This is a genomic window from Microcoleus sp. CAWBG27 (assembly GCF_020883145.1).
Lineage (GTDB): Bacteria > Cyanobacteriota > Cyanobacteriia > Cyanobacteriales > Microcoleaceae > Microcoleus.
Window position 1 is genome coordinate 69,476 of sequence record NZ_JAHREU010000025.1, and the last position, 22,991, is coordinate 92,466.

Annotated in this window: 21 protein-coding genes, 1 tRNA gene and 2 pseudogenes; 6 read left to right on the plus strand and 18 right to left on the minus strand. The window is 45.9% G+C overall.

Translation table 11 applies throughout. The features are described 5' to 3' along the window. Window positions 1-184 precede the first annotated feature (184 nt). A complete protein-coding gene (locus QZ938_RS15925) occupies window positions 185-1,207 on the minus strand; it encodes a hypothetical protein (RefSeq protein WP_293352338.1) in 1,023 nt (340 codons plus the stop codon). A 373-nt stretch (window positions 1,208-1,580) separates the two neighbouring features. Between QZ938_RS15925 and QZ938_RS15930 the strand changes: the two genes are divergently transcribed. Next, window positions 1,581-2,147, plus strand: a complete 567-nt coding sequence (locus QZ938_RS15930) for a hypothetical protein (protein WP_293145957.1) — start codon at window positions 1,581-1,583, stop codon at window positions 2,145-2,147. A gap of 695 nt (window positions 2,148-2,842) precedes the next feature. Next, window positions 2,843-5,314: an ATP-dependent Clp protease ATP-binding subunit gene (locus tag QZ938_RS15935; RefSeq protein WP_293352340.1), complete on the plus strand. Its 2,472-nt coding sequence runs from the start codon at window positions 2,843-2,845 to the stop codon at window positions 5,312-5,314. A 182-nt stretch (window positions 5,315-5,496) separates the two neighbouring features. On the opposite strand, the gene QZ938_RS15940 is transcribed toward QZ938_RS15935, so the two are convergent. The 4 genes from QZ938_RS15940 to QZ938_RS15955 form a co-directional block, all read right to left on the minus strand. Continuing rightward, window positions 5,497-5,895: a transcriptional regulator gene (locus QZ938_RS15940; protein ID WP_293352342.1), complete on the minus strand. Its 399-nt coding sequence runs from the start codon at window positions 5,893-5,895 to the stop codon at window positions 5,497-5,499. Further along, entirely contained in the window at window positions 5,879-6,178 is a 300-nt protein-coding gene (locus QZ938_RS15945) for a type II toxin-antitoxin system HigB family toxin (RefSeq protein WP_293352344.1), read from the minus strand. Before QZ938_RS15945 ends, QZ938_RS15940 begins: the two co-directional genes overlap by 17 nt. Window positions 6,179-6,444: 266 nt before the next feature. Continuing rightward, window positions 6,445-6,630 carry a hypothetical protein gene (locus QZ938_RS15950; RefSeq protein ID WP_293352346.1) on the minus strand — a complete coding sequence of 62 codons (186 nt, stop codon included), beginning with the start codon at window positions 6,628-6,630 and terminating at the stop codon, window positions 6,445-6,447. A 55-nt stretch (window positions 6,631-6,685) separates the two neighbouring features. Beyond that, entirely contained in the window at window positions 6,686-6,871 is a 186-nt protein-coding gene (locus QZ938_RS15955) for a hypothetical protein (RefSeq protein WP_293145943.1), read from the minus strand. A 190-nt stretch (window positions 6,872-7,061) separates the two neighbouring features. On the opposite strand from QZ938_RS15955, the gene QZ938_RS15960 reads away from it, so the two are divergent. Further along, entirely contained in the window at window positions 7,062-7,574 is a 513-nt protein-coding gene (locus QZ938_RS15960) for a hypothetical protein (RefSeq protein WP_293352348.1), read from the plus strand. Between the two features lie 437 nt (window positions 7,575-8,011). Here the strand turns inward: QZ938_RS15960 and QZ938_RS15965 are convergent, their stop codons facing one another. Further along, window positions 8,012-12,049 carry a hypothetical protein gene (locus tag QZ938_RS15965; protein ID WP_293352350.1) on the minus strand — a complete coding sequence of 1,346 codons (4,038 nt, stop codon included), beginning with the start codon at window positions 12,047-12,049 and terminating at the stop codon, window positions 8,012-8,014. A gap of 709 nt (window positions 12,050-12,758) precedes the next feature. Between QZ938_RS15965 and QZ938_RS15970 the strand changes: the two genes are divergently transcribed. Then, window positions 12,759-12,971 carry a hypothetical protein gene (locus QZ938_RS15970; RefSeq protein ID WP_293145935.1) on the plus strand — a complete coding sequence of 71 codons (213 nt, stop codon included), beginning with the start codon at window positions 12,759-12,761 and terminating at the stop codon, window positions 12,969-12,971. Window positions 12,972-13,100: 129 nt separating this feature from the next. On the opposite strand, the gene QZ938_RS15975 is transcribed toward QZ938_RS15970, so the two are convergent. The 6 genes from QZ938_RS15975 to gshA form a co-directional block, all read right to left on the minus strand. Next, entirely contained in the window at window positions 13,101-13,640 is a 540-nt protein-coding gene (locus tag QZ938_RS15975) for a peroxiredoxin (RefSeq protein ID WP_293352356.1), read from the minus strand. Between the two features lie 122 nt (window positions 13,641-13,762). Then, window positions 13,763-14,362, minus strand: a complete 600-nt coding sequence (locus QZ938_RS15980) for a peroxiredoxin (protein ID WP_293145932.1) — start codon at window positions 14,360-14,362, stop codon at window positions 13,763-13,765. 127 nt (window positions 14,363-14,489) lie between these two features. Continuing rightward, window positions 14,490-14,562 (minus strand) — tRNA-Met (locus tag QZ938_RS15985). A gap of 138 nt (window positions 14,563-14,700) precedes the next feature. Next, on the minus strand, window positions 14,701-17,121 hold the full coding sequence (locus QZ938_RS15990) for a peptidoglycan DD-metalloendopeptidase family protein (RefSeq protein WP_293145930.1): 2,421 nt from the start codon (window positions 17,119-17,121) through the stop codon (window positions 14,701-14,703). A 591-nt stretch (window positions 17,122-17,712) separates the two neighbouring features. Further along, the gene (locus QZ938_RS15995) at window positions 17,713-18,174 is read right to left on the minus strand and encodes a tRNA (cytidine(34)-2'-O)-methyltransferase (RefSeq protein WP_293145927.1); all 462 of its coding nucleotides are present in this window, start codon (window positions 18,172-18,174) and stop codon (window positions 17,713-17,715) included. Between the two features lie 262 nt (window positions 18,175-18,436). Then, window positions 18,437-19,588: a glutamate--cysteine ligase gene (gshA, locus tag QZ938_RS16000; RefSeq protein ID WP_293145921.1), complete on the minus strand. Its 1,152-nt coding sequence runs from the start codon at window positions 19,586-19,588 to the stop codon at window positions 18,437-18,439. A 146-nt stretch (window positions 19,589-19,734) separates the two neighbouring features. On the opposite strand from gshA, the gene QZ938_RS16005 reads away from it, so the two are divergent. After that, on the plus strand, window positions 19,735-19,905 hold the full coding sequence (locus QZ938_RS16005) for a hypothetical protein (RefSeq protein WP_293145918.1): 171 nt from the start codon (window positions 19,735-19,737) through the stop codon (window positions 19,903-19,905). A 433-nt stretch (window positions 19,906-20,338) separates the two neighbouring features. Here the strand turns inward: QZ938_RS16005 and QZ938_RS16010 are convergent, their stop codons facing one another. The 4 genes from QZ938_RS16010 to QZ938_RS33065 all read right to left on the minus strand — a co-directional run bounded on the left by QZ938_RS16010 (window position 20,339) and on the right by QZ938_RS33065 (window position 22,110). Then, window positions 20,339-21,154: a cobyrinic acid a,c-diamide synthase gene (locus tag QZ938_RS16010; protein ID WP_293145915.1), complete on the minus strand. Its 816-nt coding sequence runs from the start codon at window positions 21,152-21,154 to the stop codon at window positions 20,339-20,341. A gap of 104 nt (window positions 21,155-21,258) precedes the next feature. Then, window positions 21,259-21,495: a transposase gene (locus QZ938_RS16015; RefSeq protein WP_293352352.1), complete on the minus strand. Its 237-nt coding sequence runs from the start codon at window positions 21,493-21,495 to the stop codon at window positions 21,259-21,261. Next, window positions 21,492-21,803, minus strand: a complete 312-nt coding sequence (locus QZ938_RS16020) for a transposase (RefSeq protein ID WP_293352359.1) — start codon at window positions 21,801-21,803, stop codon at window positions 21,492-21,494. Before QZ938_RS16020 ends, QZ938_RS16015 begins: the two co-directional genes overlap by 4 nt. Next, on the minus strand, window positions 21,766-22,110 hold the full coding sequence (locus QZ938_RS33065; protein WP_363318849.1) for a transposase: 345 nt from the start codon (window positions 22,108-22,110) through the stop codon (window positions 21,766-21,768). Before QZ938_RS33065 ends, QZ938_RS16020 begins: the two co-directional genes overlap by 38 nt. Before the next feature lie 289 nt (window positions 22,111-22,399). Between QZ938_RS33065 and QZ938_RS16025 the strand changes: the two genes are divergently transcribed. Continuing rightward, a complete protein-coding gene (locus QZ938_RS16025) occupies window positions 22,400-22,528 on the plus strand; it encodes a hypothetical protein (protein WP_293352354.1) in 129 nt (42 codons plus the stop codon). Window positions 22,529-22,553: 25 nt separating this feature from the next. On the opposite strand, the pseudogene QZ938_RS33070 reads toward QZ938_RS16025, so the two are convergent. Further along, window positions 22,554-22,862, minus strand: a pseudogene (locus QZ938_RS33070) (transposase); the annotation flags it as partial. A gap of 32 nt (window positions 22,863-22,894) precedes the next feature. Continuing rightward, window positions 22,895-22,991: pseudogene (locus QZ938_RS16030) on the minus strand (IS5/IS1182 family transposase); the annotation flags it as partial.

The window sequence follows — 22,991 nt, forward strand, 5'->3', positions numbered from 1 at the left end:
AGGACTAAAGTCCTCACTACGAACCTAATTATTTTTACAATTTAAGTCTAATCTTTAGGAATTAAGAAGGACTAAAGTCCTCACTACGAACCTAATTATTTTTACAATTTAAGTCTAATCTTTAGGAATTAAGAAGGACTAAAGTCTTCACTACGAATCTAATTATAGGTTCGTAGTGAGGACTTCAGTCCTCTCTTTTGACCGCGCCCTCAGACCAAACAGGTAATTGATTAATCTTTTCCAGCGTGATATCTACATACTTTTGACCGTTCCCCGCCACATTTTCCCCAAAATATCCATCATCGCCGTCGTGCTTGTGAGGGCCGCTGACAGCTTCTGCATGGCGGCCTTGCGAACGCGCTTGATTGAAAGGTGAAGTCGCGTACCAGTACCAGCGAGTGGGAAAAACGATGCCACCAATATCCTCAATTGTATCGCGAGTGCCACGAAAATGAAAAATCCGATCGGCTTCTGCAAAACCATTTTCTCCCGAAAACACGCCCCCAACCGAAACAACTGTAATTTCTGCATTCAGCCATTCTTTAAGATAACGAGTAGCACCTAAAGCAACTTGTGCGCCCCCGCTAGTGCCAATTAAAATAACTTGCAAAGGTTTTTGAGGATTAGCTGCAATCGGAGATTTAGCATTCATGCGATCGATAATTGCATTAGCAATTCCCTGATTGTATGCAAAACCGTAGCGATAATCTAGAGAAATTGCAAACCTCCAGAGATTGCGAATCTTGATGAATATGTCTCCCGCAATCGGCCCGATTTTTTCCTGTTCTGCAAACCGCCAAAAAGGAGCTAGCAACCGCTCTCCTCCCAAACTTTTGTTAGAAGCTGAATAAGGAAAAATATCGCCCACTGCTACGCACTGCGGGTGATTTTTAACTAAACGCTTGAGAAAAAACTCTTCTCCCGGTGTTAATTCGTTCCCCGAAAAATCGCCAACTCCCGGTAAAAAGATGATATAACAATTGATCGGCGAAGACTTGCGCGCTTCTAGATTCCCGTTGTTTGAGGGCAATATCTCCGGCGGATTTTTCTTGATACCCAAAGTTTCGGCACTTTGACCCAGCCACCAGATCACAGTTCCGATCGGCGAAAGAATGCCCCAAATTATCAGGATTACACCTGCAATGCTCAACAAATTTAAACTTCCCCCGCGCAGCCACGCAAGTATCTGCAAAATGAATCTTAGCATTTAATAAAATCTGGTAGAATGCCTGTTATACCAATTTAATGGGTCGTTGCACATATTCCGATCGCGCTTGGGCCAAGGTACGTAGTTGCGCTTCAGCGCTCTTTCCTAAGGGTGCATCTCAGTTTTGTATTTGTAGTGCTGTCCCCGATCGCACTGTATAAAGCACGCGAGATCTTAAGCTCGCACTGTATAAAAACATCCTTATTGTGAAAATGAGATGCTCCTTTTCCTAATATTATAAAGAGCGCTGAAGCGCAACTACGTACCTAATTTGTCTGGCGACAATAAAATTGCCCTGCTTCTTCGGTGATTCTGCTGTATTAGAGCTTATTTTATCCAACTTGTCAACTATCTAGAGGAGCAGGGATTAAAGGTGAAGGGAGAAGATTCAATTACAGGTTTGCGGGCAACGCTTTGGAACGCACTTTCTTTGAACGGCAATTTTTATGAAAAAACTCCCTACACTGGCAAAACTAAGCGGATAGCTTTAACAATTGTAATTTTAGCAGCGGTGTCTCGTGTCTTGGGCAATGCTGTTATTTTGTTAATCAATCGAACTGAACTATCTGTGTTATTCTTAGCACTTTGGATAGATGGTTTGGCAGTCGTGGGTGGTTATTATTTTTGGAGTTTCACTATCTCGAAAATCGGGGACTGGCTGAAACCGGGTCACGTAACTTATGGGGAGTTGCTGGTGCCGATCGGATTTGCCTACGCCCCCCAAGTGCTGAATTTTTTAACGTTGATTCCGTTGCTGGGAGAAGGCATTGAGCGGATATTAGCTGTGTGGAGTTTGCTGGCTGTAATTGTGGCGGTTCGCCAAGGTTTGGATATTCAAACTCGCTGGGCGGCGTTAATTTGTCTGGTGGGTTGGCCGTTGATTCAAATTGCGATCGGCTTTGTGAAAGTTATTGAACAGTTGCTTGCACAATGGCTTTAAACAGTTGACAGTTGACAGTTGACAGTTGACAGTTGACAGTTCGAGAGCTACCTCTACCCTTAAGTCTGAGGATTGGAGTAATTAATAGTCTGATTTTAATTTCTCTCTCAAAGGGTTGGGGCTTTTAACCAATTCTTTCCGGTAAAATCAGGAAAGTGTTATAAGTTAAAAGGCAAAATTCTTGCAAAAAATTCTGAGTCTCAAGCCCTCCTAATTTATTGGGCAAGTAGGCGACTAATAGCAATTTAAAAACGCTGTCGATTTGGCCGATCGCGATCGCCCGCCCGGAGCAGTCCCTCGATCTGTTAAAATAAAATTACTTACTTTAGGGTGCAATACTTTGGCTCAAGGCGGGTGATTTGAAACAAAAGCATTCCCCGATTGCCCCCCGAGGCACTTTCGCTTGCCAATTTGAGAAAATGCTTGACACAGTGGCAGCCGCCAAGTAAAGTGAGATCCAACATTATTAGCCTTAATTTGCATTGCCACTTGTAGCTCGTATTGTAGAGCGTACTGCGAGACGGCAACCACACCCCTGCTATTCGGCTCTCCCCACTGTCCGCCCCTAATTACTAGCGATACATTGTTAAAGAAGGAAATACACAAAAATTTACATATATAATTTGTGTAGTATTTCAAATCGCTCCTCACCAGCAGCGATACAGCCCTCGCCAAGACAGTAGGAAGGAAAAAATATGTTTGAACGCTTTACAGAACAAGCCATTAAAGCAATAATGCTAGCCCAAGAGGAAGCGCGGCGCCTCGGTCACAATTTTGTAGGCACCGAGCAAATCCTTCTCGGACTCGTCGGCGAAGGCACTGGCATCGCTGCAAAAGTATTACTGGATATGGGCCTCAACTTGAAAGAGGCGCGCAATGAAATCGAAAATATCATCGGTAGAGGTTCCGGGTTTCTCCCGCCAGAAATTCCGTTTACACCCCGCGTCAAGCGCATTTTTGAGACGGCGTTGAATGAAGCGCGGCAGTTAGGTCACAATTACATCGGTACCGAGCACATTCTGCTTGGGTTGATTCAAGACGATGAAGGTGTGGCGGCGAAGGTGCTGCAAAACCTGGGGATCGATCGCCAGAGAGTCCGCACGCAAGTCATTCGTGCCGTGGGAGAAGTCGCGGCAATCCCCGGAGGCCGAGGAGATAGCGGTGGCGATCGCAAAATCCCAACTTTAGAAGAATTCGGCACTAACTTAACTAAGTTAGCAGCCGCCGGCAAACTCGATCCAGTCGTGGGCCGCGAAAATGAAATCGAGCGCGTGATCCAAGTGTTGGGGCGCCGCACGAAGAACAATCCAGTGTTAGTAGGCGAACCCGGAGTCGGCAAAACAGCCCTCGCCGAAGGCCTCGCCCAGCGGATTGTTAACAGAAACGTCCCGGAAATTTTAGAAGACAAACAAGTAATCAGCCTCGATATGGGTTCGCTGATTGCTGGTACAAAATTCCGAGGCGAATTTGAGGAACGGCTGACGAAAATCATGGCAGAAATTCGCGCGGCTGGCAATATCATTCTGGTAATTGATGAAATTCATACCTTAGTTGGTGCAGGCGCGATCCAAGGTAGCATGGATGCTTCCAATATGCTCAAACCAGCCCTCGCCCGAGGCGAATTGCAGTGTGTCGGCGCGACTACGTTGGATGAATACCGCAAGCACATCGAGCGCGATGCAGCCCTAGAACGCCGTTTCCAACCGATTAAAGTTGGAGAACCGAGTGTGGCTGAAACAATAGAAATATTGTACGGTTTGCGATCGGCCTACGAACAGCACCACCGACTGACAATTTCCGATGCAGCTTTAGAAGCAGCGGCTACGCTGTCAGACAGGTACATTAACGATCGATTTTTGCCAGACAAGGCGATCGACTTAATTGACGAAGCAGGTTCTCGCGTGCACGTGCTGAACTCGCAAACCCCGCCCGAAGTTAAAGAACTCAAAAAACAACTTCCGTCCGTCAGTAAAGAAAAAGATGCTGCTGTGCGCGAACAAGACTTCGAGAAAGCTGGTAAATTGCGCGATCGCGAATTAGAGATCGAAGCCCAAATCGCCGAAGCTACGATCAACAAAAGCCAAGTCAGAATCTCTCCCATCGTCACCGAAGAAGACATCGCCCACATCGTGGCAAATTGGACGGGAGTACCTGTTAGCAAGCTGACAGAATCGGAATCGGAATTGCTGCTGCACATGGAAGACACGCTGCACCAGCGCTTGATCGGTCAAGAAGAAGCTGTCAGCGCAGTTTCTCGGGCGATCCGCCGCGCGCGGGTTGGCTTGAAAAATCCCAATCGCCCGATCGCCAGTTTCATCTTTTCCGGCCCCACAGGCGTCGGTAAAACGGAACTGACAAAAGCCTTAGCCACATATTTCTTCGGTTCCGAAGAAGCGATGATTCGGTTAGATATGTCCGAGTTTATGGAACGCCACACTGTTTCTAAACTCATCGGTTCGCCTCCCGGTTACGTTGGCTACGACGAAGGCGGCCAACTAACAGAAGCAGTGCGGCGCCGTCCTTATACGGTAGTCTTGTTCGACGAAATCGAAAAAGCTCACCCGGATGTCTTCAACATGATGCTGCAAATCTTGGAAGACGGTCGTTTAACTGATGCCAAAGGTCGCACAGTAGACTTCAAGAATACGCTGCTGATCATGACATCAAACATCGGTTCGCGAGTCATTGAAAAAGGTGGCGGCGGCCTCGGCTTCGAGTTTGCCGAAAGTGCAGCAGACGGTCAGTACAACCGCGTTCGCAGCTTGGTAAACGAAGAATTGAAACAGTTCTTCCGTCCGGAATTTATCAACCGCTTGGATGAGATTATTGTCTTCCGCCAGTTGAACAAGGAAGAAATCAAGCAGATTGCTGACATCTTGTTGCAGGAAATTTTCAATCGCTTAACCGAACAGGGTATCACTTTGTCGGTGACAGACAAGTTCAAGGATTTGTTAGTTAAAGAAGGCTACAATCCCAGCTACGGTGCTCGACCTTTGCGCCGCGCCATCATGCGGTTGTTGGAGGATGTACTGGCTGAGGAAATGCTGTCTGGGAAGCTGAAAGACGGCCAAAGTGCGATCGTAGATGTGGATGAAAACGGTGTGGTTAAGGTGTTGCCCGGTGGCGAATCTGAACCGAGATTGCCGGAATTCGCCTTAAGCCATTAAGTGCGATCGACCAACAGATAAATAATGTCTGATTAAAAACCCGGTTTCTTGGAGGAACCGGGTTTTTAATTTAAAAATACCAGTTCGTAGTGCAGTTTGTAGTGCGGACTTCAGTCCGCAAAATCAAAGCGGACTGAAGTCCGCACTACGAAATAAATCGCATTTTTTGGCATTAATCCTAATTAAATGAACAAACTAGCCGAAACTTTAAAATAATCGCCAAGTGCCTTAGCTTGTGCTTTGCTAATTGCCCGCTTGCCATTGACAACCTCAGAAACTACACCACTAGAGCCAATGATGCCAACTAAGTCAGCTTGACGGGTGCCGCTGGCTTCCATAATGTGTTGCAAAATCTCGTGAGGCTCGGATTTGTCGATCGCATAGTTTTGCTCCTCGTAAACTTCAATTAAAGTTACCAATAACTTGTGTAAAGCTTTTTCTTCGGGAGTACGGTTTTTGGCGAACGTCAGCCTCTCTGCTACTGCTAGGAGGCGATCGTATTCTTCCTCGGTATCGATCGCCCGTGGAGCGACCTCTGCCAGCAAATTGCTATAATTAGCTCGATCAAAAGTAAGGGTCATTTTTCCATTTGTTTTTATCGTATTCAGCGTGGGTTAAGAAATATTTGTAATAAACAGTTTGGCTCTCGTAGTCGATGCCGACAATCAGGCGATATTCGTTACCTTTGATATTAAAGACAGTGAAATTTCCCACTGCTTCGGCATCCCGGTAAATCTTGCGAACATCCTCCAAGTTCTGCCATTCTTCTTTTTTGACAGTCGCATACCAGCTATCAATTTGTTTGTTGACATCGGGATACATGGCAGCGTCGTCACGGAGAGTGCGAATTGAAATTAGGTGCATATGTTGTTAGTATTTTTTTTTGAATTTTCATAGCTTATTTCCTTCCACTTGCTTTTGTTTTGTGTGCGTATGTCATTATTCTCTCATTTTGAGAGGTGGATGTCAAGAGCCGATCGCCCCCAATGTTAAAAAATCTCAGAATTAATAAATAATCTGTGGAACGAAGCGACTAAATTCACAAAAGCCACAGAATAAAGAAAAGAGAGAAAGAGAGGCGATCGAGATATCAGAAATAAATGTCGAGATCGGGCGATTTCGCACAAACTTTACTGTCGCGCCTGCTTTTCGTCCGACAAAGACTGCTGTTTTAGCAGTTTCTCCTCATGGTCTACAAGAGCTTTCTCTAACAGGAATGCTGCCAAATTGCTAGTCGATCGCCCTTCTTGCTTTGCCCATTCCTCAAGGCGAGTATAAATTCCGTCTGCTAAATATGTTGATAGGCGTTTGGTCATTAGAGATTAAGTTTTTGTCAATTTTAAGTGTATCGCCGATGATTTCGCACCCAGCTTATTGTGGGTTCTGGTTTTGATTAGACGGCGGTGGCTGTTTTTGGATCTTTTCTTGATGTTCCCGAACAGCTTTCTCTAACAGAAATGCTGCTAAGCCGCTAATTGAACGGCGTTCCTCGTTTGCCCAATCTTGAAGTTGATCGTAAATTCCATCTGCGATGGAGGTTGATAGGCGTTTTGTCATTAGAGGTTTATTTTTTCTTGTCTAAGTCGATCGTCAGTGTGATGTATTTACAGTATTTTGTCTAATTTACAGCATTATGCTGTAAATGTGCAGCACTTTACGCTATACTCTAAAAAGTCAAAAGCCAGCGCGTGCCCTGAGAAAGTTCGTCGCTGGCTTGTGGCTCTAAAAATCAAAGAGAGCTATTACCATGATAAAACGTTCCAGCGACGAGAGCGAATTTTCTCGCGGCTATCAACAGGCTTTGGAGGAATTCGGCATCACGCAACTCCTATCCTGCATCCGCAGCTACTCTGACGCGGATTTCGACGCGCAGCGGGTGCAGTTGCAGGAAAAAGAGGTCAAAAGCTTAGCGGGCCATCTAATCGAACAGTTGGCGGCCAATCTCACAGGCAGCCTCATCGCCTGCTACCTCGACATTCTCCGAAAAGCAGGTGCCCAGATAATTGCCGAATATTCTCCAAATCTGCAAGTAACTGTACAGCCGGAAGATAATCTGCAAGTTACGAAAACGTCCGATCTCTTCAGGCAGGATTATGCTAAACCTTGGGTGATTGTGCGAGTTTTGTCGGATGCTCGAAATCACATTGTGGCGCGTTTCTGCAATCGCCAAGATGCAGATGACCATTTAAGGGCTTTGCGTCGGTTTGTGCGATCGGGAATTTTTGAAATTATGTTCGATCGCCCTTGCGAGCCCGAGTGAGATTAAACATTAACAGCGCTGCTTTATGGTGGGCTTCGGCCCATCTTTTCCTATAATTGTTTGCTGATTCTGGTTAAGTTAGGCTCTTAAATCGCGGCGCTAAAAAAGTAGTTTTTACCTATTGACTTAATGTGGATTTTTAAGGTATATTTGTATCATAATGGAAATATGTGCTTAAATTTGAAAATTGCCACCACTTCCATTATCATATAATACCTTTTTAAGCCGGGGATGTCAAGCTTTTGACCCGAAAAAAAAGGGCGTTTTTTTTACATTTTATAGCAAAAAATTATAGTTTTGGTAGGCCTGCTCTTGGGGCGCAACAAAATTTGATTTGAATAGAGCAACCGCAGATGTCATGCAGATTAACGCAGATTAACGCAGATTAACGCAGATATGAGGGAGGGACTAAAAGGAAGAAGTCTATTGCGGAAAACTCAATCCCAAGATTGCAATTGTACAACCCAATGCTGCACGAAAGCCGAAATGCGATCGCGCCGCGTCTCAAAAGTAGCAGCAATCCAGATAAACACAATCCCAAAAGCCAAGCCAATTGCCCATTTAATCAGGGGATAGTCAAAAATCAGCACCACCAACTGATAGAAAACATTGATTAAGAAAATTCCTGTCCCCACAAACAAAAACGCCCGCACTCGCAGCGCCAAACCGGCTGCAATCGCCACCAAGCTAAAAAATCCTGCAACTAAACCGTGGTTGTGTTGAGTCAAAAGAGGTATCCCGCAAATCATCGCGGTGGCTAGCATTCGCAGATTGTGGCGCAGGTTTTTTTGGGCTGGTAGTTGCAAAGCGCGATCGCACTGAGCAACATAAAGGAAAGAAAGCCCTAAAGGAGTAAAATACCATTCGGGTTGAGTCAATCCGATTTGTCCAAACCAGCGCAGTAATACCCAGTCAACTATCGCCACACTCACGTAGGTAAAACGGACTTCGCGCTTTTCCCAAGCTAGGAAAACATAGAAGGCGGCAGCTATGAGGAAGCTAATCGGATAAAATTTAGCGGGGCTTTCGACAATCATGATGATTGGAATCAGAGAAGCGATGATCTTCCAGGGATTTTTTGACCAACCCCAGTTATCCCAAGGTAAGATGTAAATGAAATAGGCAAATAGAGAAGCGATCGCAACTTTCCACGGCGCTAGCGGCCCGGAAATGTACTTAACTAAAGGTGTATTGATCCAGTAAAGCCGGATGCCAAAGGCTTCTAGCCATCCTAAGTAAATCCAAATTTCTGCCCATTGGCGATCGAGATTATTTCGCCCTTGCAAGAAAGCGTATTGCACTAATAGAGCACCAGTGACTAATCCTAAATTTAGCCCAGATTTAATATCGTGGGTTGAAGCTGAAATCAGGAGTACGCTGCTCAAAACCCAGTGCAGGTGAGCAAATATTTTTAATTCGGCATTGGTTAAATGTAAATAGCTGCTCAGCCAAGGAGATAAAATCCGATAGATGTATGTTAAAGTTGTGCCGAGAGTTGCTAGCACAATTAAGCCGTCACCAAAAGATCCTCCTCGTGTTTGGGAAAGTTGATATAGTAGGGATTCGTAAGCTGATGCTGATATGCCGATTAATCCCAAATAAACTAAAGGTTTAAATTCTTGCTGCCGCCTACCAATGCCGATCGCAATTAAAGACGCACCCAACGAGATTAAACCTGTACTATTGGTAAAGGTGTGCGATCGCAAAATCAAGCCCAATACTCCGTAAAGTAGAGGTATCGCGTGAATGCTGGGTAAAATTTGGCGGTAGTCGGGGTTACGCCGCCGCCACCAATCGCCTAACAATTGCGTCAATAAGCCCAAGGCAATATTCGCGACTGCCAAATTAATTAGATTGCGTCCAATAAAGCTCAAACCGAGTGCTGTCACCAACTCCAAACTCCAAGCCAAGGCATAAATTGCCAGCGGTGAAAGTTCGCTCAAACTTCGGAAAACAATTGCAACTACAGTTACCAAAGTAGCAGCCAGCACTTGAGTAGAGGCTGGTAAACTCAAGGTAGTGCGTGAATCGTAGAGTTGCAAGGAATAAAGAGTGATGTTTGTCAACAGCAAGCTGGTGAGTAAGATTGCCCAACCATCCAAAGCTCGATCGTAAATTTCAGCTAAGGTCGAAGGTTCAGGCAACGTGCTAGAATAACGAACTATCGTACTGCGAAGCAACCAGAGACACAAAAGTGCGATCGCCCCAGCAATTGCCCAAGCCCAACCAGACAAAAATCCTAATTGATAAATTACCGCAGCTACGAAACTCAAGCCAAATCCGACTTGTATTGCAGCCGCTGGTAGTTCAATTAAATAGTAAGTATTGACTAACATCAACAGCGCTGCCAAACCCAAACTGATTAACCTGTATGCCGGAAAGTCAAAAATCAGAAATTGTGCGATTATTAGGGCGATCGAACTTAAGGTACTTGCAAGTTGTTTGTGCGAAGTTTCACTATATGTAGCAACAGCAGTCAAAGCCAAAGGAGTCGCCAGCCACATCAAACCCCACTGAGAGTGCATATTACTGTACAGCAAGATAAAGCTCAATCCTGCCAACACCAATCCCAGATACCAGGAACTTTGGAATAACGCAGGATGCCAGCGAAAGAAAGCAGAACTTTCTCTGGTATTTGCCGATTTCATCCAGACAAAAAATCCCCATTCAGCCACCATCAATATCAATAAAATTCCTGCCCAAACATAATCTCTCTGGTTTGGCAAAAACAAGTCAATTGCCGAAGCGAAGCCGCACAAACCAGTAATGTGAGTCAGCGAAACCCAAAATGCCGGATTTCCCTTGGTATCAACAGCAGAAACGGGCATCGCAACTCGCCGGGAGTTATCGGGAATTAGGTATTTCCAAGCGATCCAACCTAAAGTTACAGTAGAAATTAATAAATTGATCGATCGCCAAAACGGATTGACTACACTAATAATAGTTAAAACACTGCCCAAACCGAGGGCAAGATTTTCGGCAAAATGGGCAAGTGGAAACTTTCGCGATCGGTAGAGCCACTGCGCCGCACTTACCGTTAAAATTAAATAAGGCAACAGCAAAACACCCCAAAAAGCCCAAGGAGTTTGCCCAGAGTTGCTAAGCTGAGTTAAAAATGCAACAAATTGTGTTTTAATCCCTAAAGGAACCACTCGCCAAACTAGCCAAATGCTTTGAAGTCCCACGGCGAAAAGCATTAGCAAATCCAACTTTTGCCAAAACCGCACTAAGCGGTTATAAAAAAACCAAATAGCCAAGGCGCTAATTGCGATCGCCTGTAGAGGAATTTCGCGAAAACAAACCAGCCACCCCAAACCCAACAAACCCCCTCCGGCTAATTGCCAGTTAAAAAAGTTGCCGGGATTTGGCTCGTTGGATATATTGTTTCTAGTAGTTCCAAATGCAAGGGATTGCGGCCAATCCAGCCACGCTAAAAGTACGCCGCAAATTCCCAAGGCTAAGCCCATTTCATGGATGTTGACATCCTTGACAAATATCGCCCGACCCAGTAAAATTCCCAAGGAATAAGCTACTAAAGCGGCTTTTTTGTAAGTCAAAAAATCTCGGCTGTAACTGAAAGCAGCGGCGGAAGTTTCAGTGTTTCCCCCACGTGTAATAGATTGTACTCGTTGTTGCTGAACTTGATAAACTGTAGCAGCAGTAGTTCCCACCGTACCCAAGTAAACCGCAGCTAGGGCAAACCCTCCAAATCCCCAACCCCAGTGCAAATAACTCAATCCCAAGTGATTTAGGGCGATCGAGGTAGTTACATTTTTCCCCCACAAACTTTGATACTGATCTTTAATAATTCCGCGCGTTATCCAAGTCAAAATAAATGCAGCGACGATGGCGACTGCCCAATCCCAAGGATATTTCCACAATCCAAAGGTGTCCATCGCCCAAAAATTTATCGGCACTAGCAACAGGGTAACTTCTTGCAAAGTTTGAGCAGTCAAGTGTAAATTAGGCTGTTTTTTTGCCCAACTGCCGATCGCCCAAAAAGTTAAAGTATAAGCTAACAAAACTCCATATTGTCCGGCAGCAGGAAATTTTTCCCACTGACTGGCAGCCAAGACTCCTGAGGAGACAACTACCATGAACACTCCTAAAAACAACAGCCACACGACGCTAATTTCGGCGATGAGCGACTGCAAAATTTGAGAGGCAAAAGTTGGGGTTTGAGGGGTTTCTGCGCGCTCGACAACGTTTTTTGTGGTTCTGGGTAATGCTTTTTGTGTGGATGTCCCTGGTACTTGTGGTTCGGGAATAGAAGAGTTGGCGCGATCGTCAATTTCAGAAAGGCCCACAGCGGTTTCGGGCAGCGGGCAGACTAAGTGCTGGCTGCACAATTCTTCAACCTCAGCCGGCGAAATCAAGCCTAGCCGCAGCCACGCATCCAAACCTGTCAACAACTCAGGATGCGAGGCCAAGATGCTCAATTCTATTTTGCTCGATCGACCTTTAGGAGACGACATCGGCTTAAACTGCTACTAGCTACATTCCAGCTATAGCGTAGATTTATGCCGATCGCACATCTCCACATTCCGCCCTAACAATTGGCACAATGAGTATTTATCACTAGATGAGTGATTGGGCGATCGCAGGAGTTTTATGTATTTTTATTAAGATAGTTGGGGTTAAAAGTGCGATCGTCTGCGAGGGCTTCGCGATCGAGGTGATGACATCACTTCGATCTACCTCGGATTTATTTGGGATTTAACAAACCTCAGTTTTCCTCAGTTTTCCTCAATAGCGATCGATCGCCCTGCTAACAAACCTCATATTTTACCAGGAATTATCATGATAATTCTTATTACCTAGTCATCAATCATACTTGTTGTCAAAGTCATTACTTATATATTATATATTTTTGTAAAAAAATCGTTTAAGTAGTATCTACCTGTTTATATTGGGTTCACAGAAATCGGTTATCTTCATTTTAGTCAGCGGTGCAGTGCTATATATTTTAACCCAAAAAGGTTTGAGTATTCAAACCTTAGAGGGCTTTTATTGCAATTTTTGACCGATTAATTTCAGTAGAACACTTATTACGCAACTATCACAGGACGATCGACTGGTAGGGTGCGTCAGGTGAAGTTCTAAAAAGATTATCGAGGATTTCGGGGTAGTGCCCGCTCAGGAAAGGATAGAGTAAGTTACTATTAGAGAAAACTGTTTACCATATTGCTATCTGCTGATGGTGCGATCGATACAATTGTCGATTTTGAGGATGGAAAAGATTTGATTTTCCTCACCAATAGCTTGACTTTTCCACAATTAGATGTCAGTCAAAATAGCGATCGAACTTTGATTAAGCTAGTATCCAACGGGCAAGTTTTAGCTTCCTTAATTGGGGTAAATGCTGGGGCGATAGACACCACTGATTTTCTATTTTAAAAAGGTTCGTAGTGCGGACTTCAGTCCGCTCTATCTTGCCGTAAGGTGCGTCGCTTGCAGAAAATCTCAACCAAAATCGAAAATTCCACAGCGACACACCTTACCCAACTACTAGCTACAAACTGTGCACTAATTTGGCAGAGAGTTCAGCAAAGTTTCCACACTAGCATTGTGGTCTATGAACGAAAACAAATGTTTATATAGGAGTTTGCCATCTGCATCCAAAACAAACTGAGCCGGCAAAGGAGCACCCAAAGCTTGACCGGTTTCATAGGCCCGAAACACTTTTACGGCTGGATCGGAGAGCAGAGGCATTTTCAAGCCTAAATCTCTAGCTACAATTTGGCTTTGGCGATCGTCGGTGCTTGTTACCATCAATAATTCTATATTGCGATCGGCAAACTGTTCCCACTTTTCATTCAAAGCTTTAATGTGAGGAAAACAGAAAGGACAATATTGCTTTTCAGTAAAAATCCGCGTAAAAGCCAGAACTACCGGCTTATCGCCCCGATAGTTCGACAGCCGCACCAATTTGCCATTATTAATATCCGGTAATTCAAAATCTGGTGTCCTCTGTCCCAGCTTCAGAAGATTAGTCGCGGGAACAGGCAATAAATTTTGGAAAAACCGCTGATTTAACAAGCCGCTAAAATCAGTAGAAGTCAGCATATTTGCTAATTTGGGAATGGGGAATTGGGCATTGGGCATAGGGCAATGGGCATTGGGCATTGCACCGAAAGTTTCGAGGGCGGACACTCACAGGCGCCGCCCTACAACTCAAAACGATCGAGTTAGACAGCAGCAAAGAATACTTTGGACTTAACTGGATCGGGTGTCATGGTTTTGTCACCGGGCTGCCAGCCTGCGGGACAAACTTCATCGGGGTGAGACTGGACGTGTTGGATAGCTTGCAGAGTGCGGAGAGTTTCGTCTACGTTACGGCCGAAGGCAAGGTTGTTGATAGTAGAGTGTTGGATGATGCCTTCTTTGTCGATGATGAACAGACCTCTGAGGGCAATACCTGCTTCTGGGTCGAGGACGTTGTAGTCGGAACTGATGGTTTTTTTGAGGTCAGCTACTAACGGATAGTTGAGGTCGCCGACACCGCCGGATTTGCGGTCTGTTTGTATCCAAGCGAGGTGAGAGAATTCGCTGTCAACTGAGACGCCGAGGATTTCGGTATCGATTTTCTTGAAGTCCTCATGGCGATCGCTAAATGCTGTAATCTCAGTTGGGCACACAAAGGTGAAGTCCAAGGGGTAGAAGAACAGGACTACATACTTTTTGCCTTTATAGTCTGACAGTTTAACTGTCTTGAATTCCTGATCCACTACGGCTGTTGCTGCGAAATCGGGTGCAGCTTGACCAACCCGGAGGCATTCACTTGTCATAGATTTTGTTTCCTTTTTTACGAACTGTTACAAATATATCATACTCATAACGACTACAAGTATGTTCTCGGCAAGTCTAAAAAATCACGCTCTCAAAATAGAGAGCGTGATTTTTTCTATTAAATCATGGCTCAGGCGGGATTTGAACCTGCGACCTTGGGCTTATGAGTCCCCTGCGCTAACCACTGCGCCACTGAGCCAAACTTACTTCACGATTTACCATCGTAGCACGGTAGGTGGAAATATGTCTCTATTCCCAACAACCGAATTTCTCATACCTTCCGATCTAAGTTATGAGTTTTGGTAATGATTCAAAACCCATAACTTCAGACCAGTCGTTATCGAGAAGCGCTGGAGGTATCGTTAGGCAGAAAAGCCATTGGATTGACAGCACCCTGTCCGGCGGGATGGATTTCAAAGTGCAAGTGCGGCCCGGTACTGAAGCCGGTGCTGCCCATTTCTGAAATCTGTTCGCCGCGCTCGACCTTCTGACCCTTTTGCACCAAAATTCGGCTGTTGTGGGCGTAGATCGTTTCTGATCCGTCTGGATGGGTAATTTCCACCAGATAGCCGTAGCCTCCGTCGTTCCAGTCTGCATAGGTAACCACCCCGCTGTCGGCGGCCATAATTGGCGTGCCGATCGGCCCTGCAATATCAATTCCCTTGTGCATCCGTCCCCAGCGCCAGCCGTAGCCAGAAGTGAGAACGCCCTTAGCCGGCCAAATCAATCCGTTAGCCGACTGCTGTTTGCCGCCGCCGTTAGGCAGATAAGTATCAGCGCCCGAAAGTGGAGGCAGTTCTGGAGAAACCATGCGTCCCAAAGACGGGTTGCTCAGGGGGTCATAACCCTCGGAACCCAAAGGAGCAGTTGCTACCACCGGTCGTTCTTGAGTAGAGGTCGGCGTTAGGTTGATCGGTTGCAGTTCGGCTGCACGAGCGGGATCGAAACGCTCTTGCTGCTGTTTCTGAACTTCCTGAGACCACCCTCTCGACGGCGGTCTGCCGATTTCATTCTGCACCGCTCCAGCGTATTCGGGGGTGTAGAGGTCGGGATTGACGCTTGGGAGTTCTTCAGACGGGTTGGAGGCGAGTTTCGCTTCTGGGCCCTCAGTTGGAGCCAGGGAAACCGCATTTGCCCCGATCGAATTGCGCTCGGCGCGATATTCCTCTCGCAGTCTGACAACTTCTGCTCTCAAACGTTCGGAATAAGGGTTGAGAGCGGTAGCGGTGGGTAGATCCTCGGCATTCGACTCAATTACAGCGTTCGTGGGAGCGGGATTTAAACCCTGGGCGCTAACATTTTGCAAGCCCATCGGCTGCGGGTATGCAACAGCGACGTTGCTAGCAGTTGCACTTGCTGGCTGGGGCAGGGCGCTGGTGTCAACGGCACCTGTAAATGTTGGTTCGCCTTGAAGTTCCAGCTTTCTGTTGTCGCTAATGGTTTGAGAAACTTGAGTTAGCGGAATGCTGTTAATTTTGGGAACCATCGGCGCTGAAATATTGTTCAGACCTTCCAAGTTCCCCAAGGGAGAGACAACGGCCACTTTTGGGGCGGGTGCTGCCACGCCAGCACTGGTTATTTCCGAGGTAGACGAACTGGGGTTCAAAGATGCGGGAACCGAAGTCGCCGACCAGACAGATGTAGAGTTAGAGGCAGAATCAGATGCTGCCGCCTGCACCGCTGGATTATTTGACCGAACGTTGGGAATTTTCAGCCGTTGATTGACATTCAGCAAGTTGGGATTGCCCAGCTTGTTGACGGCGATCAGCTCTTTGGGCGATACCCGGTAATTAGAGGCGATCGCATCTAACGTATCTCCCGGGCGCACGTTGTAGAGCCCCTGGGCTGGTCCTGCGCTACTGCCTGCTGGGGACACTACCACAGCGGAGGGCAAACTAGGTGTTGCGAGAGACTGTTCAATGGACTCCAACGATCGATCGGTCGATGCTGCTTGACCCACCGAGGCATTGGGAATTACAGGTGTGGCCCTGAGGTCAGGAATTGCTGGCGAGGTGGCATATTCGGGGGATGCCACCGTCGGTACAGCAGGTGTAGATGAATTTGCTCCCACCTCAGAGTCCAACAGGGACCGACCTGATGCTGTAGTGCGGTTTTCCTGTTTTTTCAAACTGTCGATCGCCCCGTCTGCGTTCGGGCTGTCGATCGAGCTTTGTGCCGGTACCGTCGCCATCTCTGGCGTTGCCGTTGGCTGCCCGTACTGGGCTGCACTATCCAACGACTCGGAGCCAGTTAGATTTAATTTTTGTTCTGGATTGACTGTGGCAGTATTGCCAGGGTTCTCTTGTGGCGAGGCTTCTAGAGCCTCCGGAATTCTAAGTTCTTGGCCGGCTTGGAGTGCGGTATCGGGTTTGATGCCGTTGGCAGTTGCTAGTGCCTTCGGTTCAATTTCATAGTCCCGAGACAGATCCCAAAGGGTTTGTCCCTGCTGAACCTTAACCCCTGCCTGTTCGGCTGAGGAGCCGTCAACTTGTCCGGTGGTAGCGGGCCCGTTGGTCGATACAGGCTTTAATTCAACGGTCGATTCTGCTGTCGGTGTGAGTTCAGACGCGCGAGCGCTGTCTCCGTTTCTCGGCAGCAGGATGCCAGAAGCACCTACCGATATTGCCAGCCCGATCGTGGCGAGAGAGCGAACTCTGCCTGTGCTGAGCGTTGTCTGCTTGGACGGTTCCGCAGAACCGTCTCTGTCGATTTCACTAGCCTGAACAGGCTTATTTTTTTGGGGATATGTTCGTTTCAAAAAAACGACCTCCTACTGAGAAGCGCTAACTGTCCTTGGAAACACTCAAGGGATTGCATGATGCTGAATTTAAATCAACAACCAAAAATATTCTGATTGTTGAAAGCGATCGTGCTTAGGCAAGATTACCTTGCTTTTTTAATTTAGACAAGCTCGAACCGTAATAATTTTTAAAATTCTCGGTCAAACCCGCTGCAATTACACCCCACAAGCCTTACACCGCAATAGTTGGAACGAATACATAAAATATCCGTTCCCGCACAGGCTAAGACTCTCACCTATTGTCCGACTCTATGCTAATTTCCGGACAACCTACAACCGTATATTCACTAGATATCAATAGCCTTCAGGCACAATCAGCCGATCCCTGGCGCCTTAAATCGCTGAAATCCTCTGTTTTTGTGGCTACATCCTCGCAGCGACTAATTTGGTATTACTGATAACAATCTGTTTTTGGATGAATAAAATATATTAATCTCCGCTATCTAGATTTTCACCGCTTTGATACAAATTTCTTATATTTAAAACGAGAGTTGGCTGTAGCCGACAGCTATTAAATATCTATATATGTATGTATCTGTCGATCGCGATTTATCCGAGTTCGCCCAACTGTCGTTTAGCCTCAAATAAACCTACAGCGGCGCTGACAGAGAGATTCAAACTCCTGACTCCAGGCTGGCTCATGGGAATAAAAACTGTGGCATCACAGGCATCCAAGACCAATTTAGGAATGCCGACAGTTTCTGAGCCAAACATCAACCAGTCGCTGGGCTGAAATTGGAATTGGGTATAACTGCATCGTCCACCAGTGCTGAATCCGATCGTTCGCCCTCCTCGCTCCTGCTGAAATATCTCAAAAGCAGCTAAGTCTTCGTGACAGTGGAGATTGACATAGGGCCAATAATCTAAGCCGGCCCTTTTCAGGTAGCGATCGCTAATTTCAAACCCCAGCGGGCCGACTAAATGCAATGTAGTGCCTGTGGCAGCGCAAGTGCGGGCGATATTGCCAGTATTCGGGGGAATTTGCGGGTGAATCAAGACAAGTTGGGGCATGAAGCTTTAAACAGTTGACAGTTGACAGTTGACAGTTGACAGTTGACAGTTGACAGTTGACAGTTGACAACCCCCATCGCCCCAAGGATAGCAATGGTTTCAGCGATTAAGCACGTCTTGGCAGTTGCTATCAAAGCAAAAAATACAGCTATTGGCACATTTAGAAATCTACCCAAAGGTAGATACTATTCATAGCTTTTATTTATAACAGGTGCTGGCTGCCATTGATTAAATATTCTGATTTGTTTTGCACTGCTACTGTTCAAGCGACTAACTGACCGCACAAATTGTCTTCCAGCTCCCATTCCTGGTGAGCCATCCCATCAATCCCTTGGAGAATAATACTGCGGGTGTCCAAACCGCGATCGTGAAGTTTCAACCACTGCTGGGCGGTGTTGCCTTCCCGGAGAATCTTTTTGAGCGGCGAGAGAAAGCAACTAAAGCCGCGTTTTTTGGCGATCGGCCAGACTTCCTGGTAAATTTCCTCAATCCAATCTCGCGCCAAAATCTTTCTGCCGTCTTGCCAGTGGGTGAGTTCGGCATCCAAACTTTTCCGGGATGCAGCAATTTCGTTGGCGTCGGTGAGGGCAACTAAGTCTTGATTGCGGGTGGCGGCCGGTAAGGTGCTGAGTGCTAAGGGGTCTAAGCCGGGGTCTTCCATCATCTGCCAAATACGAGCTTCTAGCAAGGCAGTGATGGCCAACAAAGCCAGAGGATTGACTTCAAGATCGCAAATTCTCAATTCGAGGCGGTTGAGACAGTAGGGGCGACGATCGCCATTTGGCCGCACAGCAGACCACAAATGGCGGACGTTTTGCATACTGCCGAGTTCTAGCTGTTCTTCAGTCCACTGGATGTAATGCTTGTGACTTTCAAACAGGGGGACGATCGCGGGAGTTTTGGGAAACAAACCCCACCGGGTAGAATGATAGCCCGTGACTTCGCCGTCGAGGAACGGGGAAGAAGCGCTCAATGCCAGGTATAGCGGTGCTTCGACGCGGGCGAGGCGGATGGCGCGCATCAGCATTTCTGGTTCGGAGATGCCGATGTTGATGTGAATGCTGGCAGTGACGACTTTGGTGCCGTAGGTTTGCTCGATGTAGGTGTGATAGGGGTTGTTGGGATCCGATCGGTAAAATCGATCGCTCCCACCGAGAGACAGGGTACTTCCCGGGAGCAAGGTATAGTCGCCCAACTGTTTGAGATACTCGCGCAGCCGGACTCGCGGCTTGACTAGGGCGCACAGCAGGCGATCGTAGCTGCACAGGGGGGCAGTCGTGTACTCCACATTGCGACTATCAGGCTCCCGCACAAATCCCTCTAGATCGGCGACTATGCGATCGGAGAGACCGACAACCTCACCTTCGGGCGTGCCGGTATACATTTCTACTTCAAAGCCTTTTGATAGCAGCACGTTTGTTCCTCAGCTAAGTTGAGTGCTAATTTCTAGTATCCCAAAAATTGAGCTGTTCGTACTATCTGCCACAAGGCAGAGTTGAAATTTTTGGAGGCTGGGACTGAAACCGGGTATTTGGGCGCCAGCTTTGTTTGAGGGTTTGTGTGTTAGTTGCGGCACCCAAAGCGACAAATACTGGCACCGCCAAGAGTTTCCGAGGCGGTTTTCGGGTGTCAAAGGCTGTTTGTGCGATCGCCTTTGTGTGTGATTGGGCAATGGCGAGCGCGATCGTACTTATCGTAAACAGAACCCACCCTTACCACAGACAGAAGTGAGAAAGCACTGCATTCTTCCCTCTTCGCTGTTCCTTCTTCCCTCTTCTTTCTGTCACAGGTCAACCATCAACTGTCAACTATTTCAAGATAACTTTATTCATCCGAGACTCAAGCAAAATCCGCTTAACCTCAATCCGGTAGTCGTATTTTTTGCACTGTGAGTAGGCGCGAGAGCGACAGGACTTTTAGGAATATTTCTGGCTCTTCCGTTAGCGGGAGTGATAGTTAGCTGGTTTGAAATTGAACAAACGCAAGCGTAAGGCCAATTGATAAAGCCGTCCTATTTTAGAGAAAGTCAGGCTGAACAACCGGTTTTAAACTGCAAACTAGAAGTCCGATGCTCCAAAAACTATCCTGGGCGCAACGCGAAACTAAAAGTAAAGAGAAAAAGCAACCTAGGGTTTACGCGGAGCATACACTTTACTGCGTAGAGTCAATTCATAAATTGCAAGTCAGTAGGAAATCTTGCTTCTTCTGGTTGGGGATCGTAAATGTAATCGCAGTCAAAGCGCATAGCTTGAGAGTGGCGGCTGATCGAAAATCCGCAGTGAGTCACCATTTCTGTAGTAAAAGTAGCCATGACTAACTCGATAAGTTTTGTGTAAGAAATGTTAGGCTGTTGAACGTAATAAGCGCGTCTAGCAAAAAAGATTCTCTCATCTTTCGGTACAATTATGGCATTAATTTTGTGTGCGTGTTGAATTGGCTTGATATAGCTTTCAATAAACTGCGACTGATTTTTTTGAAGTCTGGCTAATCTTTCGTGTTGCAACCAACTCATTTGAAACACAATTTTAATAAATTCAAAACCCAAAATGTAGTTAAAAACATTATTCCGTTCTTCTGTACTCAATACGAAACGCAGTGCAGATTCTAAATATTGGTCTGTTTCCCGGAGCGCTTGTTGAGATGAGTGGATATAAAATTGTTTGATGTAGCTTCTTAAATCAGATTCGTTTAATTCTTTTTTGACTCGGAATCTGATTAAATACTCTTTGACTCGGTGTAGAGTATCTACATCTTCAAACATTTTTGAGACTAAGCCATCGGCTGTGTACTCATCTAAGAATTCGGCTTGAAACTCGGGAGTAGATGCACACAATATGTAGGAGAGGGACAAAACGTAGCGTCGCTGGTTCCAAGGCAAGCTTTCTGCCCACTCCTTAACTTCTACAGGGAGTTTTTCCAGGACGGTATCTGTGTGGGGACGTTGAGAAAGGTCGGCATATTTATATTTTTGTTTAATCATTGCCTGAAACCTTGTATTAGTTAATTGACCGGGTGATATATCGCAGTAAAGTAGAGGCCGGCAGTTACCACTTAGATAATTTTTCTATAGAACCCATTTGACATCTAAGAAGAGGGTGCAAGCCTTCTAATCATCAGCCTAATAAAACAAAGGTTGAGCTTGGCAGTCGCCGCTGCCAAACTTCTCTCAAAGTTCTTCACCAAAATTTTACATCTTTCCATCCAAGCATTTGACCGTTCAATGACCCACCTTGCTTTAACTGGGACAAATCCTGATTTTCCTTGAGCTTGTTTTTCGGATTTTGATGGCTTTTCTGAAAGTTCAAACTTGATTTTTGTCATAATTTCTGATAAATTTTTTCTAACTCTTTTGTGAGATGTTCGGGATGATAGCCATTGTCTAGTAAGAGTGTAATTTTCGGAATATTTAGAGGTTTGGACTTAAAATAATCGATGTTTAAAGTCAAAGTTTCAATCAAACCAGCATCATCTGATACACTAGCTTTTGTGCAGTGAGTAAAGAATGGAAACCCTAATGTATCAACGACTAGGTGTCTTTTAATACCATTTGTAGACTTGTAGAAACAAAACCCTCTTGACTCAATACTAGCATTACAAGTATTTTTTACGGCTTGTGAGTCTATAATCATCAATGTAGTCCATTTGGCTTTTTTTTACCTGTTCGCGCACTGTCTCATGTAACACCCTCATCAGCTCTTCTATGACTCCCTGTTGTCGCCACTGTTTATAATGCCAATATACAGTGGAATAGGGGGGCAAGTCTTTAGGTAAGTCTTGCCAATTGCAGCCATTTTTTAGTTGATAGAAAATTCCATCTAAGATTTCTCTTTTTGTCCAGTTACATGGTCTAGTTCGGTTCTTTTTGGGCAATATCTGATGTAGTATGGGTTCAATTATTTCCCATTCTGAATCCGTTAAACTGCTACAATAAGGCATGGCTGCTACTGGATAATGCTTTTACGGTCACGCTACCACAAGACCGTAAAAGATGTCAAATGGGTTCTATATACCTCTAAGGATACAGCATTTAGCTGGTAAGGGCGGTGATCTGTCTCACACTTTTGCGGACTTACCATCACAACTATGAACTTTATATATCACATTTTGAGGCCGCGAGTGTCACAGGAAATAATTATTCACGTCACTGGGGTAACGGTGGATTTGGTTGATGATGTAATCAGGGTGATTTATAACTTTTTGTTAATCCGGATTACTGAGGAAAATCATGAACTCGACTACAAGTATTTTACCTAAAAATCTTTGCCCAGACTTAACTTTTGGCGATCGCCTCGTTCAACCAGTGCGACAGTGGTTCTTGGGGCATTGCAGTGGGCGATCCTCGACCTTGGCGTAGCCCCCGTAGATACTGTCTTGACCTGTCAAGGGGTAGCAAGTAAATAATTGGGATCGAAAGGCTTTTGGGACTTTAAAATACCAAAAGCCAAATGCACCAATTTCCTCATCAGAGCGCCAATCACCTGCATTTTGACCTTGCCACGACCTAATAATCGGTCACTCATAGCTTTCAACAAAGGGTTGTAACGCATTGCCACTACCGCAGGCAGATACAATGCTTTTCGTAGTCGGACATTGCCGGTACAGGACAAACGAGTTTTGCCTTTAACAGAAGTCCCAGAACTCCGTTCACAGGGTGTTAAACCTGCATAAGCTGCTAATTGACGGGCATTATTAGACCTCTTGCGAAAGTCTCAGGCGAGCGCTAATTTGTCTTCAAAGAAAGTTCATAATTATAAATGCCAGCAATCAAATTAAATCTCAATCCGAAGCGTCTTCTTCGATTTCGATATCTCGACGAA